Genomic DNA, 13,479 nt, shown 5'->3' with positions numbered 1-13,479 from the left:
CGAAGAATGTCACGGCAGAAGCAGGTTTGAAACGCCGGCTGGTGCTACCCGACCAATCTCCCCGCCAGACCCTCCAGAACCCTGGGGTCCGACCTCGGATCTGAAGCTGTGACATAGGCACTGGAGGGGTAACCGAGTTCAATCGTCAAAACTCTCGAATCCTGGCCTTTTGTCGGTTGTACTATCACCGGGCCGTTGTAAGACAGCGACGACATCGGCGTCCAAAACGCCCCGGTGTAGATCACTTCCTTATCGACACAGACGGCAAATCCCTTACCGCCGACCGGCACGTCGAGTCCAGCTAACCTTTCGATGGCGGTACTGGTCAGCGTCAACCAGTGGTGGTTCCTGTCATACGATTGAATATCCACTAGGGTGATGACAGGCGCGCCGCTAATCTCAGGCGATGAAGCCGGGGACCAGGTGCCGGCAGGGTCCCGACCGGTCAGGTATATGGCGAATCCCTCCCCCCCTCGTCCGGCGCAACCGGAGGCGATCAAGCCCAAGACTAGCGTCAGAGATACCAATAGGGGTAAGAATCGTTTGGATTTCATCCAACCATATTAACGAAATCGGCGGAAAAAGGATACCGGGTACGGTCTAGAGAAATCGGGATGGAAGGATCTTCCTGTTGAACTATTGGTGGAGCTGAGGGGGCTCGAACCCCTGACATCCGCCTTGCAAAGGCGGCGCTCTCCCAGCTGAGCTACAGCCCCATAAAAGACGCCTGAATTATATCAGCCGTTTCCGTTATCGCGCAATCGGGCGCTGCTCCTCGGTCAGGCGCACGTAAATAGCGTCAGACATCTCGCGGTCGGTGGCGAACTGGCTCATGCCAGCCTGGAACACGTAAGAGGGGAAGCTCTGGATGAGTTTGACCGGCGCCCCCGGCAAAACCCCCATCGCCATCAATTTTTGCAGTTTGCCAGCTTCCGGGGCATAGAGGTATGCCACGGTTCCGTGTTGACCCGGCCGCAATTCGGAAAGCGGGGACACCAGTTTTTGCGGCTTCCCGGCGGCTTCCTGGCAGCATCTGCCAGCGGGGATCGGCTTGTTGTGCGGGCAAACCTTCGGATGACCGAGCAGGATGCAGATATTTTCGTCTAGCCCTTTGTCGAGCAAGTGCTCGAATTTGCAGGCCTTGTCGTGCATCAAACGGTCCCGCGTGCCCAGGACGTCGTAAAGCAACCTCTCGGCCAGACGGTGGCGGCGCACGACGCTGCGGGCCTCGGGCAATCCTTTTTCCGTTAGAGCGAGTGAACCATCGCCGGCTGAGATTATCATGCCTCCTTCGATCAGTTGCTCAAGGGCTTTGTGAGCTTGAAATTCGTCAGCCTTCACCGGAGCCTTTTCCTCCTGCGTTCGAATCCACATCGTTTCCAGGATTTCTTCGCCATGTTCGTCTATGTTCATTGTTTTCTCCTCAGTTTCCTGATCGCCGCAAAGATTTTGGTCTCGGCCGGCATCTCGTAAGCGCAATTGGGGCAGCGCAGCAGCTTGCAGTTTTTGGCCAGGGGGCAGGAACCGCAATAACCGGTGCCTGAGGCGGCATCGAACTCGAAGCCGCAAAAAGGGCATTTGATTTTGTCATTGCCTGTTTCGTTCATAAGTTAATCCCTAGTAAATTAAGTGCATGGTTTAGGACAAAACCGACCAGGAAAGCGAACGGGAAAATGAACCCGGCAATGGCCAGGGCGGTTTTAAGTCCGCGCTCCTTGATCATCACGCTGAACTGGGCGATACAGGGCACGAAAAGGGTCATTACCACCGCCGAGACGAGGAGGGCGTTGCCTGTCAGAATCCCCTGGGTCGCCAGGGCGTACAATCCGGCGGCGCCGAAATCCCGCCGGAAGAACCCGATGACAAATGCCACTGAGGCAGCGGCTGGGATACCGGCGAACTCGACGACGGGACGCAGACCTTTTATCAATAAGTCGAGCAGCCCGATGAGGTCCCCAGCCCACAGAACGACGCTGGCCAGGATGAAGATCGGGATGACCTCCAGGAGATACCACTCCAGCCGCGCGTAGGTCTTTTGCAGCACATTGGACAGGCGGGGCAGACGCAGCGGGGGCACCTCCATGTAGAAACAGGCGCGCTCGCCGGGAATGATTCTGGAAGCCAGCCAGCCTACTAGGACGAAGATCAGGGCGATGATCCCCAGCCAGGTGATAAGCATACCTGTCGATACCGACAAAATGCCGAAGATCACCCCGAGTTGGGCCGAACAGGGGATGGCCAGAGCCAGCAACAGGGTGGTGATAATCCTCTCCCGTTTGGTCTCTTGGGTCCTGGTGACGATGGTGGCCATTGTGTCGCAGCCGAAGCCGAGTACCATCGGGATGACCGCCCGGCCGTTAAGGCCGATGAACTTGAACAGCCGGTCGATGAGCATTGCCAAACGGGGCAGGTATCCGGAGTCTTCGATCATCGAAAATACCAGGAAGAATGTCGTCACGATCGGCAAGATGATGGCGATGGCGTAGGTCAAGCCCAGGGTGATTATGCCGTATTGCCCGACGAAAAGGTCTGAGATCGCTTTGACCGGGATCAAAGTTGAGAGCGTGTTTTGAAAGAATGGATTGATAATTTGGCCGAATAGCGCTTTTTCGAGCCAGCCGACGAGGAAGCCAGCCCCGAATATACCGACGATGTAGTACATGGCGAAAAGCACCACCGCCAGGATGATCCCGCCGCTCAGCGGATGCATCATGGCGCGGGAGAGCCTTTCGTTGAAGCGGATCCCGGGCGTTTCACGGTGGGTCATCACCGAAGATGTTAATTTGGTGGCTTCCCGCTGCAAAGCCAAAGCTAATAAATATGCCGGTGGTTGAGATAGCCCAAGCGTTGTTTTTTCGACGATCATGTCAACTGTTGACAGGTCTTTGCCTTCGCCGGCTACCAGTCGCCGGATCTGTTCGTCCTGCCTTAGGAGAAGCAGTGCAACCGAACGTGCGGAGATTCGCTCTGCCGGCGGGCTGTCCTTGACCAACGGGATAAGGCTGTCGATTGCGTTCTCGATGGTTTCATCATAAACAATGGGTTGAAAGAATCCCTGCGATTTGTAATCGAGGATCGCCTGTTTGAGTTCCGGCACTCCCCGTCCGAGGCTGGCGGCGGTGGTTAACACCGGCACCCCGAGTGCGCTCGACAATTGCTTTATGTCGATTACTATTCCGTGAGCTTCGGCCTCGTCGACCATATTTAAAACCACAATTAACGGGAGTCCGGCTTCGATGAGTTGGAATGTCATCGGCAGCATACGTTCCAGGTTCTTGGCGTCTAGCACATGGAGGACGACATCCGGTTTTTCTTTGAGCAGGATGGCGCGGCCCACCCGTTCCTCTTCTGTGATCGAGTGGAGGGAGTACATGCCCGGCGTATCGATGACTTCCACCGGGTGACCGTCGAAAACCGCGTTGCCGCGGAAAATGTCCACCGTCGTGCCGGGGTAATTGGAAATGATGACCCTTCTGCCGGTGAGCGCGTGGAAGACGGAACTTTTACCCACGTTGGGGCTGCCAACTAGGGCTATTTTCAAGGCCTGTGCGGAGGCAAGTCTCTGTGTTATCTTCTTGGGCCGACGCTCGTGGCAGGCGGCACAGTTATCGGGATAGTCGATGACGGTGTCGGGTCGAGCCATATTTATGTTGCTTTCTTCTGACAATCCGGGCACATGCCCGAGAGGCTGAGTTCGCCGCTGTGATTTATCTTGAAACCCGCCGCCTGGGGAACTTTTTCGATTATGATCTCGGTGATCGGCAATTTGAATTCCACAACCTTGCCGCATCCGGTACAGATCAGGTGATGGTGCTCGTCGTGGTGTGAAATCTCGTAATGATGGTGGTTTTCATCGAGGTGCCTCTCTTCGATGAGCCCGGTCTCTTTGAATTTGGCTAAAGCGCGATAGACGGTCGATAGGGAAAGGCGTGGCAGTCTTTCGCGCGCGCGCTGGTAGATCTCGTCGGCATCGAGGTGTCCTTTGCCCGCTCTGACGATATCTAAAATCACCGAGCGTTGGCTTGTAGCTTTGAGTTCCGTCCTACCCAGCGGCGTCATAGAGCCTCCTTGAAGCCGTCTGTGAGATGCAAATACTAATCATTAGCAATAATTATAGGGGATATTTTCTTAAGAGTCAACCATGGCCAGGCAGTATACCGGATGTTAGAAATAGCCGACTGTGCCATAATTGGGCTATGGCTACGTGCGGGGAGTGCAACGCGGAATTACCGGATGACCGGACTTGCGCGGCCTACTTTCATCAGGCGCTAGCCTGGGATTTCGAGGACCCGGTTGTGGCGGGGTCCGTTCACCATTTGACTGTGTTGTGTTTCCACTTGCAGCACCCGGGCTTGTATTCCCGAGAAGGGTTGGAGCACGCCAAAGGTCTCCTGGTTGAATTCCTGGAAAATGGAACAACTCCGGACATGATTCGTCGCAGCGAAGCCAGAAATGTCCAGAATGATCGCAGAGACTGGCCGGTAACTGCGCGAGATTCCACTAGTGGAAAATACCGCTGCCCTCCGAAGTGGACGATGACCGTTAAGGATGTCATCGCCGGAGGTCTTGAATGTTATCCTACGAGTGTCAAAACTTGGGCTCGATCGGTTTTTGAAGCATTGAAGGAGTCGGGCAACATATGAAAAGCCTGACAGCAAGGTGCCTTGAAACTGGCGGGAAAAAAAGTTACGATTTAACCGGTATGATTATGCGGGGAGCATGACAGGTTTGACCAGCCTGTAGCCTAAACCGGTTTCGTTTAAAATCATCGAAGGCCGCTTAGAGTCGTCGCCCAGTTTCTGTCTCAAACGCTTAATATAGACCTTCAGAGTCGCTGAGGCGTCAGGATAGTCGTCGCCCCATACCTGCTGGGCAAGGCTGCTGTAAGTCACGATGTGGCCGACATTTTCCATCATGTGGCGCAGTATGTTGTTCTCTGTCGGCGTAAGGGATACTTCTTTGTCGCCGACGTACACCCGGTGGAGGAGGGCGTGGAGCCGGAGCAGTCCGACGACCAGAGATTCCCCTTCGTTAACCCCGCTAGCCCGCCTGATGATCGCCTTCGTTCTTAAGACCAACTCCAACGGTTTATAGGGTTTAATAAAATAATCGTCGGCGCCAAGTTCGAAAGAACGCACCATTGTTGACTCGTTGGCGTCGTTTGAAACAACGACTAACGGGATTGAGGAAAAAAGGCGGACGTCGCGGATTAGGTCTAGCCAATCCCCAGAGGGAACGGCCAGGTTAAGCAGTAGAAAATCTGGGCGGCACTTTTCCAAGATTGAGAGAGCCTCTTGGCAACAGGTCGAGGTCAGAATGTTGGTGCCTTGCCACAGCATCTTGAAGACCGCGGAGGCGGAATCGGCTTCTTCTTTGTTGGGAGCTACAACCAGAAAATTCATTGCCCTGCCGTGTTAATAATTTAACACTAGGATTATAACCAGAAACAGAGCAGGGGGATATCCGCCAACGTGCGTATTTTGAATTACGGTCTGATACGGGTAGGCGCCCAGGAATTAAGTGAATTTAACCGATTTAACAATCGCAAGTGTCAATGGTTAACATGATGACAAATCCAGAATTGCTTCCCCGGAGACTGGCAAAAATATTCACTCCGGTCTGGCAATATAATAACCCACTCCAAAGCGGGTAAGAATAATTTGAGGATTCCCCGGGTCATCTTCTATTTTTTCCCGAATGTGACGGATATGGACCTTGATGGCCTCCGATGCCTCCGGATAATTTGAGCCCCAGATTTTTTCTGCTATCGCCGAGTGTGTGGTCGTTTCACCCTGTTTGGACATAAGTTGTTTCAGGATATTGGTCTTGGTGGAGGTTAGAACTACTTGCTTGGTTCCGTTGCTTATCGTTCTTTTGACCGTGTCCAGGCTTATATTGCCGTAAACGATCGGTTTGAGCTCGTCCTGTGATTGATTTCGACGCATGAGCGCCCTGATGCGGGCGATGAGTTCCATCTGCCCGAAAGGTTTCACGACGTATTCGTCGGCGCCGAGTTCCAACCCCCTGACGATGTCTCTTTCTTCACCACGAACCGTAAGGACGATTATTGGAACTTTGGAGAATGACCTTATCGACCTGATGACTTCAAAACCATTCAACCCGGGCAAGCCGAGGTCGACAGTGATAATATCCGGATTGATTTTTCCGGCCAGTTCTATTCCTTTTTCACCTGTCTCGGCAACCTCGATTTCAATCCCTGGCCAGCCGATACCAAGCGCGAGGGAAATGAATTCGATGATATCACGGTCGTCCTCTACCACCATGATTTTCATTGCTCGGGGTCCTCCTCGACTATTTTAACTCGTTTTTGACCAACCGGAAGAGTGAACCGTACCGTTGTGCCGTGCCCGGGACTTTCGATCCAGATGCTCCCGCCGTGAAGCTCGATAATTGTTTTACACAGGGCAAGACCGAGGCCCAAGCCGGCGAATTTGGATTCGTCCGCCGCCACCCGGGAGTACGGCACGAACAAGCGGCCCAGTTTCTCGGGCGAAATGCCGATCCCGGTGTCGACAACCTCTACCGTTATTACCTCTTTTTCCAGGGTAGCTCCGATAGTAACTTGACCGCTCTTGGGGGTATATTTGAAGGCGTTGTCAATCAAATTTAGGAGTAAGCGGTTAAGATATTCCCTTTCACCCTGAATCTTCGGCATTGAGTCTGGCAGGTTCAGTAAAAACTTGATTTCCTTCTTTGCTGCCGCCGGAGTTGTATAAGCGGCGACATCTTTGATCAATTCCAAAAGATCAACAGGCACCAGTCTTAATTTGAGCAGACCGACCTCGCTTTTTGCCAGATCTAATAATTGGTCGATGCGTCGTTGAAGTTGTAAAGCCCCGCTGTGGATATTGCGGCTCAAGCTGCCCAAGGGTTCTTCCTTAGTCATTTTAGCCATTATTTCACTTGAACCAAGAAGAGGCGTCAACGGCGTTTTGAGTTCATGGACCAGCGCCCTGGTAAAAAATATTCTCTCGTCGATCTGACGTTTCAGGGCTTGACTAAGAGACCGCTCGTGTTCATACAGGGTCTTGATCGCTTCCTCGGCTTTCTGCCGCGACGCGATCTCGGCCGACAATGCCGCCGTCCGTTCTTCTACCATAGATTCAAGCTGCGCCTGGTACCTGGCTTTTTCGGCGTCAGCCCGTTTGCGCTCGGATATATCACGGATTACGGAAAGGACCACCTGCTTTCCATTCAACTCGAAGGCGTGTCCATAGACTTCACTCGGAATCGGCCGTCCGTCTTTGGTTCTGTGAGTCAGCTCGTAAACTGCGTAGCCCGTATTTTTCATTTGATCGACTGCATCGGAGGTATATTTGAAGCTATCGGGAGTATTTAAATCTTGCCCGCCCAGCTTTAACATCTCTTCTTTAGTGTATCCGTAGCGCTCTAGCGCCATTCTATTCGCTTCCCTGACGCGGTAGGCTCCGTCAGCCTCGATTTCCCATAGGATCATGGCGTCGGAAGCTTTATCGAAGAGCATGCGATAGTTGGCTTCGCTGATTTCAAGATCTTTAGCGATTTGTTTTCTTTTAGTAATCTCAAGTGCATAAATATTGAGTACGCCCAGTTCCAGGTTAGGGAATACTTTAAGATCAAAGAAGCGCTTACCGCAGACGATCTCAAAATCTTTCATTTGGCCGCTGGCGAAAATTTCGCTGATTTGAGATCTCCAATAGTCCGGCAGCGTTCCGCCGATCCGGGTGTTCCAGCACTCCAGTATCGGCTGGCTGGCGTTGTTAGCAAAAAGTATTTCGCCCTGCGGCGAGCATCGCATAACCGGATTTGGATTAACCAGGGGAAATGAAGCTAACCTGTAAAGTTCCTTCTCGATACGGCGTTGTTCGGTGATGTCCAACATCAAGCAGTGGGTTTTTCTTACTTTGCCTTCAGGGTCATAATCGATCCTCCCGGTGACCGAGATCAAGGCGTGTGACCCGTTTTTCCTCAGCATTGTGAATTCCGTTTGAACCTCGCCGCGTTCCTTGAAAATCGGGAATCTTTCCAGGAATAATGGCACTTGCTCCGGGATTAAAAATTCGCAAAACTTGCGGCCGATGACTTCTTCGCGTTCGTAACCCATGGTTTGCAGCCAGGCGGGATTCACCTCTAGAAAATACCCTTCAGCGTTCAGTGATTGATAACCGACCGGCAGTTTTTCATACAGAGATCTGAAATAGGCTTCGCTTTTTTGTAGTTCGGCCTCCGCTTTGATGCGCTCATCGATTTCGGCAATTAGCCGCCGGTTGGCTTCGGTCAATTCTTGTGTCCGCAGGTCGACCAGGGCTTCCAGTCTCTCTCTGTCGAGCTTTCTGTCGGTGATGTCCCTGACCATTGAGATGGCGAAAGGCTTCCCTTCGATCTCTGCTAACTTGGAACTTATTTCAACTGGAATACGGCGGCCATCCTTCGCCACGTGTGTTTGTTCGAATACCACACGTCCGTCGCTCATGAATTTGTGTATGGCCGTAGTTCCCGAAGAATTCTTGTCGTCAATGTCGCCCGGCGTCATTTTGAGAAGTTCATCGCGGGTGTAGCCAAGTCTCTGGCAAGCCGCCACGTTGACTTCGATAAAAGGAGTCGGGCTTCCGTCCGTAGACATCCCGTGTACCATGGCTCCATCGTTGCACAGATCGAAAAGGAGTCTGAAACGTTCCTCGGAGGCTTTGAGTGATAGTTCTGATCTTTTTCGATCGGTGATGTCTTCGAACATAGCGACAAATTGGTCGGCGGACGGCCTGTACGCTGCGATTGAAAACCACCGTTTTGAACTTTCGAAGAACAGTTCGACCGATTGGGGTTTGCCAGACTCGACTGTCTTAACGATGAGATTAAGGGGCGGAAGCGCGACTTTCCCCTCGCCAGAAAAGAGATTTGATGAATTGCGGCCAATGACCTTTTCTTTGGTTAAGCCGGTGAATTTTAGAAAGGCGTCATTAACGTCCAGAATTTCATAATCGATTGGCTTGGATTCTTTGTCGTAAACAATGCTGCCGCGAACGAAACTGATTGTCGGATGTTCGAACAGTCCGAGTGTATCTAGAGCGGATTTATTTGATTTACCGCGTTTCGCGTTCAAATCTGGTTACCGATACCTTTTGGGGCACGAATTGTCGCCGTGCTCTGATGCAATAAACAGGCGGGCGGCAATCAAATGTAAGTTGGGATCTCCCGTGCGATCAGAGAGATTTTAATCCCTGCGAGGCTGGCGGCACAACTGCCGGATTACCAGATCGAGCGGATAATGAATAAACCGATAAGTGTACAAATTGCAATGGGTGGGAGAGCGGGGACCGGTTTGCCCTTGACGATGAATTTTTGGATGAGATAGGCGCCACCCAAACCGGCGGTTCCAGCGATGGCCATGATGATGCCGGGAGCCAGGCCCTGCGCCTGGGAAAAATAGACCGAGGCTGTAAGCAGGCACGGGAAACTGATATCTCCGCCGCCGACGATCGAGTATTTCCTGTCGGTGGGTTCTGTCTGGACGATAGTTTGGACGCCTTTTTCCTTGATGCTGTCTCCCCATTCGCCGGCGTATCTTGGAATGACCAATGCGGGTAGTGCTGCGGTTTGGGTCATCTTATCGGCCATCCAGACCATGAAACCAGATCTGACAGCCAAATAATCGTAGATAGCAAGCGCCCCGATGATGATCATCCCGGTCCACGGAGTGATGAACCTCCCGAAAACCGCGCCGAGGCTCACGAATGAAATGACAAGTGCGGCGTTGTGGAACCAGACACGGGGGATGAAGAACCAGATCAAGCTGACTGCCAGGGCAATCGCTATCGCGAACTGAAAAGGCAGCCATAACGCCGCCATGATGAAAGATCCCCACCCGAAAACCAGTGCGAAGACGCCCCGGAGGACCGTTTTCAACATCCTGACCGGTATCAGCGCCAACACTAGCCCCACGATAGCGACCACGACCGCAAAGTAGATCAATATCGGTCCAAGCGAAGAATAGACCGGGACATCGACTACTTCACCGGAGGGAAGGGTGGTTTCTCCTGGCCAGATAGTCACATCTTGAGGGGGTTGGGTTGGTACATAGATGTTCTTTTCAGCCAGGAAGGGATCGATGCGGTTGACCATGAGTAGGGTCAAGACCTGTGCGATCACGAACAACAGTAAACCCCAAACTACGGGGTTGATATGACGCGGTTTTTTGGAGGTCTCCATTATTTGGGCGGTCTACCTGTCTGCGGTCAAATTCGTTTCGTATTCTAACACAAGAAATAATATCAAGAGTATTAACGCCGGTATGCCTTTAAAGTTAGGAGCCTGGACACGGTAACCTCAGTCCTCGTTTGATTATTGCAGTGTTATTGTTTATAAAATGTCCGATGGTTTCCGATAATTCGCCGAAATCACTTGACGAACTGGCGCGCCACCTTGGGGCCAGCCTTAATTCCGGGCTGTCCCAGGATGAAGCTGGAAAACGGCTGGATCGATACGGGCTAAACGTTATTCCCAGGCCGTCCCGAAATCTTTTCCAGGTATACATAGCCCCGCTCCTCAATTGGCTGGTCAATATTTACCTCGTCATCACGACAATCCTGGCGTTACTGGCGATCTTTGTCCTCCCTGACCTATGGGGGCAGGTGACCTTCTGGATAATTTTCATTGTGCTTAACGCCGCCGTCGCCATCATTCAACAAATCCGGGCGCAGAAAAAGCTTGAAGCGCTTGAGAACATGTCTCCGCCCAAAAGCAAGGTCATCCGTGACGGCGAGGTTAAAGAGATCAAATCCGAGGAGTTAGTCCCGGGTGACCTGATCAAGCTGGAGCAGGGAGACCGGGTGCCTGCGGATTCGAGACTCATAAAGGCATCGTTCCTTACCGTGAACGAAGCGCCGCTAACCGGTGAATCCGTGCCCGTGGAAAAAACCTCGGAGAGCGCCTCTTCAGTTTCAGAAAACGGTAACATGGTTTACTTGGGAACATATGTTACATCGGGCACCACAACCGCGCTTGTGGTCGCGACGGGTAGCCGGACGCGCCTTGGCGGTATCGCGGAAACCGTCGTCAGGTTAAACACCGGCGACATCCCCCTCAGGCAAAAAGTTAACAAGGTTGCCCGCTATCTCGCTTCGGCGGTCGCCGTATATCTCCTGATTTCTCTTGCGTATCACCTGGTTTCTTTGTCCCGGGAAGGCCTTCTCGTGGTTGACGGAGCCTTGAACGCGCGTTTGCTGGCTGAGACCGCCTCCCGGAGCCTTATCACCTCGATGAGCATCATGCCCATCAACATTCCCCTTCTGACAACCATTATTCTATTGGCCGGAACCCTGGCTATGGCCCGGCAGCAGGTGGTGATCCGGGACCTCTCGGCCGTCGAGAGCCTGGGGCGTATTTCGGTTGTATGTACCGATAAGACGGGGACGATAACCAAAAACGAGATGACGGTCAGGTGGGTCTGTCTACCCGAACTTAATGGCGCCGATCACATTTTTGGCGCTACCGGTACCGGTTTCGATCCGCACGGACGATTGTTTGCTGTGTCGGATACATCGGAGGCAGCGGGTGGATTCGAATTCGACCAGGTGCCGGATTCCAGGCCAGCCGCAACGGTCGCCCGTGACTCGGCGCTAGAAATGCTGCTCGTCTCGGGTATGTTGAACAATGAAAGTTCGATAGTAAAGATCCCGGCTCCAAAGGCTGGTAAAACTGGCGAAGGGGCAACTTTTTGTGCCGTGGGCGATACCACCGATGCCGCGCTCCTGACTCTTTTCGGAAAATCTGGGCTCGATGAAGATGTTTACCGCTCGGCCTTCCGTGAAATTGCCTCATATCCTTTCGACTCTAATCTAAAGCGGGTAAGCAAAGTTTTCGAAGACAGCAGGACCGGAAAATTATTGGCGTTTACCAAGGGCGCCACTGAAAGAGTGCTAGAAAGAAGTTTATCTCTGGTTTTCGGCTCCATGGAAGATTCAGTAGGCCTCGGTGAAAAAGAAAAAGGGCATCTTTTAAAAAAAGCCGGAGAATTCGCGGCGCGCGGCTATCGGGTCATCTCGCTGGCGTTCAAATGTATCGATGGGACTGAGCAGCAACCCTCCAGGGACTCGGTCGAAGGCGGCCTTATCTATCTCGGTTTTGTTGCGATTATCGATCCTCCTCGTGACGGCGTCCTGGAATCGGTCGCTGAAGCTGAAAAGGCCGGGGTCCGGTCGGTGATGGTCACCGGCGACAGTCTGGAAACCGCCCGCAGCATCGCCGGCCAGGTGGGGATCGTCCGCGACGGCGATTTAGCTTCAATGGCTTACAACCGGGACCTCCCCGATCAGGAATTCTTTAAAACCTCGGTCTTCGCCCGGGTTTCGCCCGAGGACAAAATGGCTATCGTCCAGCGCTACAAGCAGGCTAATCGTACCGTCGCCGTCACCGGGGACGGGGTGAACGATGCGCCCGCTTTGTCGACGGCGGACGTGGGTATCGCCATGGGCGTGACCGGGACAGATGTCGCCAAACAGTCGTCGGATATGATCATCGCCGACGACTCGTTCAATTCGGTGGTGGTGGGAATCCGTGAAGGCCGGGGACTTTTCCAGAAGATCCGGTCTCTTATATTTTTCTACATTTCAGTCAACGCCGCCGAAGCCCTGGTCTATTTCGGCGCCTCCTTCATTCCGGATTTCAATCTTTTGAATTCCTGGCAGAGGATATACATTTTTACCACCGCCCATGCAATTCCGCCGCTGGCTTTCATTTCGGATCGTCTTAGCCGGGACGTCATGTCCGAAAAACCCCGTGACGGCGAGGACATTTTCAACCGGAATACCACTCTCGCCATGGCGTTGTTCATCGTATCGCTGGCCTCGGTGCTTTCATTGATCTACCTTGTTGCTTCTTCCGGGCTGTTGCCGGTATGGGACGGGAACCATCTGGGCATAATCCCGGATTTCGGAGGCGGTGCTCTTGATCCGGTAGGGTGGGCGCAAGCCAAAGCCCGTACCATGCTGCTGACCGTTGCGCTTTTGAGCGAGACCTTACTCGTACTGTGCTTACGCCGTTTGAACAAATCGGCGTTCAGAACCCTCAACGATGACAATTATTGGTTTGTCTGGCCGTTCCTGCTATTCGTTCCGGTTCTGCATGTGGCGCTTATGTATATTCCTGGGCTTCAGGAATTCTTGAATAATAACCTCTCCATCAATCTTGAAATAATACGTCTGACTGTGGTGGATTGGATAGTTGCGCTGGTTTTTGCACTGATTCCGATTGGTTTGCTGGAATGGTACAAAGCCCGCGTCCGTCAGCACGGCAGGTTCTTCTAGCCAAAACGCCAACGAACATCATAGTTCCGATTTTTTGAGGACATTCATAGTCCAATACTGGCCGAACGGCTAATTAAAAACCCCTCCTCCGTCCACCCCAAATCCCGCCTAACCGCAGATACGCCCTTCCGGATTCTGTTTTATGCTTCTTCATGTAAAGAAAGAAGGCAGAATATGT

Annotated in this window: 11 protein-coding genes and 1 tRNA gene; 2 read left to right on the top strand and 10 right to left on the bottom strand. The window is 52.7% G+C overall.

Annotation, left to right across the window (positions count from 1 at the left end; all coding sequences use genetic code 11):
• Nucleotides 1–44 precede the first annotated feature (44 nt).
• From HX448_RS09300 to HX448_RS09275, 6 genes are all read right to left on the bottom strand, one after another.
• The gene (locus tag HX448_RS09300; RefSeq protein ID WP_102331076.1) at nt 45–554 is read right to left on the bottom strand and encodes a hypothetical protein; all 510 of its coding nucleotides are present in this window, start codon (nt 552–554) and stop codon (nt 45–47) included.
• 86 nt (nt 555–640) lie between these two features.
• Nucleotides 641–716 (bottom strand) — tRNA-Ala (locus HX448_RS09295).
• A 34-nt stretch (nt 717–750) separates the two neighbouring features.
• Entirely contained in the window at nt 751–1,413 is a 663-nt protein-coding gene (locus tag HX448_RS09290; protein ID WP_102331077.1) for a metal-dependent transcriptional regulator, read from the bottom strand.
• A complete protein-coding gene (locus tag HX448_RS09285; RefSeq protein ID WP_102331078.1) occupies nt 1,410–1,607 on the bottom strand; it encodes a hypothetical protein in 198 nt (65 codons plus the stop codon). The genes HX448_RS09290 and HX448_RS09285 overlap by 4 nt, the downstream gene beginning before the upstream one ends.
• Complete coding sequence (gene feoB, locus HX448_RS09280) at nt 1,604–3,643, bottom strand: ferrous iron transport protein B (protein WP_102331079.1); 2,040 nt, start codon at nt 3,641–3,643, stop codon at nt 1,604–1,606. Before feoB ends, HX448_RS09285 begins: the two co-directional genes overlap by 4 nt.
• Nucleotides 3,644–3,645: 2 nt before the next feature.
• Nucleotides 3,646–4,059 (bottom strand): Fur family transcriptional regulator, encoded by a 414-nt coding sequence (locus tag HX448_RS09275; RefSeq protein WP_102331080.1) that lies wholly within the window; start codon nt 4,057–4,059, stop codon nt 3,646–3,648.
• Nucleotides 4,060–4,196: 137 nt separating this feature from the next.
• Here HX448_RS09275 and HX448_RS09270 point away from each other — a divergent pair, with 137 nt between their 5' ends.
• Nucleotides 4,197–4,643 carry a DUF5946 family protein gene (locus HX448_RS09270; RefSeq protein WP_102331081.1) on the top strand — a complete coding sequence of 149 codons (447 nt, stop codon included), beginning with the start codon at nt 4,197–4,199 and terminating at the stop codon, nt 4,641–4,643.
• A gap of 63 nt (nt 4,644–4,706) precedes the next feature.
• On the opposite strand, the gene HX448_RS09265 is transcribed toward HX448_RS09270, so the two are convergent.
• The 4 genes from HX448_RS09265 to HX448_RS09250 all read right to left on the bottom strand — a co-directional run bounded on the left by HX448_RS09265 (nt 4,707) and on the right by HX448_RS09250 (nt 10,146).
• Nucleotides 4,707–5,402, bottom strand: coding sequence for a winged helix-turn-helix domain-containing protein (locus HX448_RS09265; RefSeq protein ID WP_102331082.1), 696 nt, complete (start codon nt 5,400–5,402; stop codon nt 4,707–4,709).
• Between the two features lie 207 nt (nt 5,403–5,609).
• The gene (locus tag HX448_RS09260; RefSeq protein WP_102331083.1) at nt 5,610–6,293 is read right to left on the bottom strand and encodes a response regulator transcription factor; all 684 of its coding nucleotides are present in this window, start codon (nt 6,291–6,293) and stop codon (nt 5,610–5,612) included.
• The gene (locus tag HX448_RS09255; protein ID WP_102331084.1) at nt 6,290–9,100 is read right to left on the bottom strand and encodes a PAS domain-containing sensor histidine kinase; all 2,811 of its coding nucleotides are present in this window, start codon (nt 9,098–9,100) and stop codon (nt 6,290–6,292) included. Before HX448_RS09255 ends, HX448_RS09260 begins: the two co-directional genes overlap by 4 nt.
• A gap of 146 nt (nt 9,101–9,246) precedes the next feature.
• Nucleotides 9,247–10,146: a presenilin family intramembrane aspartyl protease gene (locus HX448_RS09250; protein WP_226846925.1), complete on the bottom strand. Its 900-nt coding sequence runs from the start codon at nt 10,144–10,146 to the stop codon at nt 9,247–9,249.
• Between the two features lie 224 nt (nt 10,147–10,370).
• Here HX448_RS09250 and HX448_RS09245 point away from each other — a divergent pair, with 224 nt between their 5' ends.
• Nucleotides 10,371–13,301, top strand: coding sequence for a cation-translocating P-type ATPase (locus tag HX448_RS09245; protein WP_162485953.1), 2,931 nt, complete (start codon nt 10,371–10,373; stop codon nt 13,299–13,301).
• Nucleotides 13,302–13,479 lie beyond the last annotated feature (178 nt).

Source organism: Dehalogenimonas etheniformans (assembly GCF_014672715.2).
Taxonomy (GTDB): Bacteria; Chloroflexota; Dehalococcoidia; order Dehalococcoidales; family Dehalococcoidaceae; genus Dehalogenimonas; species Dehalogenimonas etheniformans.
Note: the sequence above shows the minus strand (reverse complement) of the source record. Positions and strands in the feature narration are given on the sequence as shown.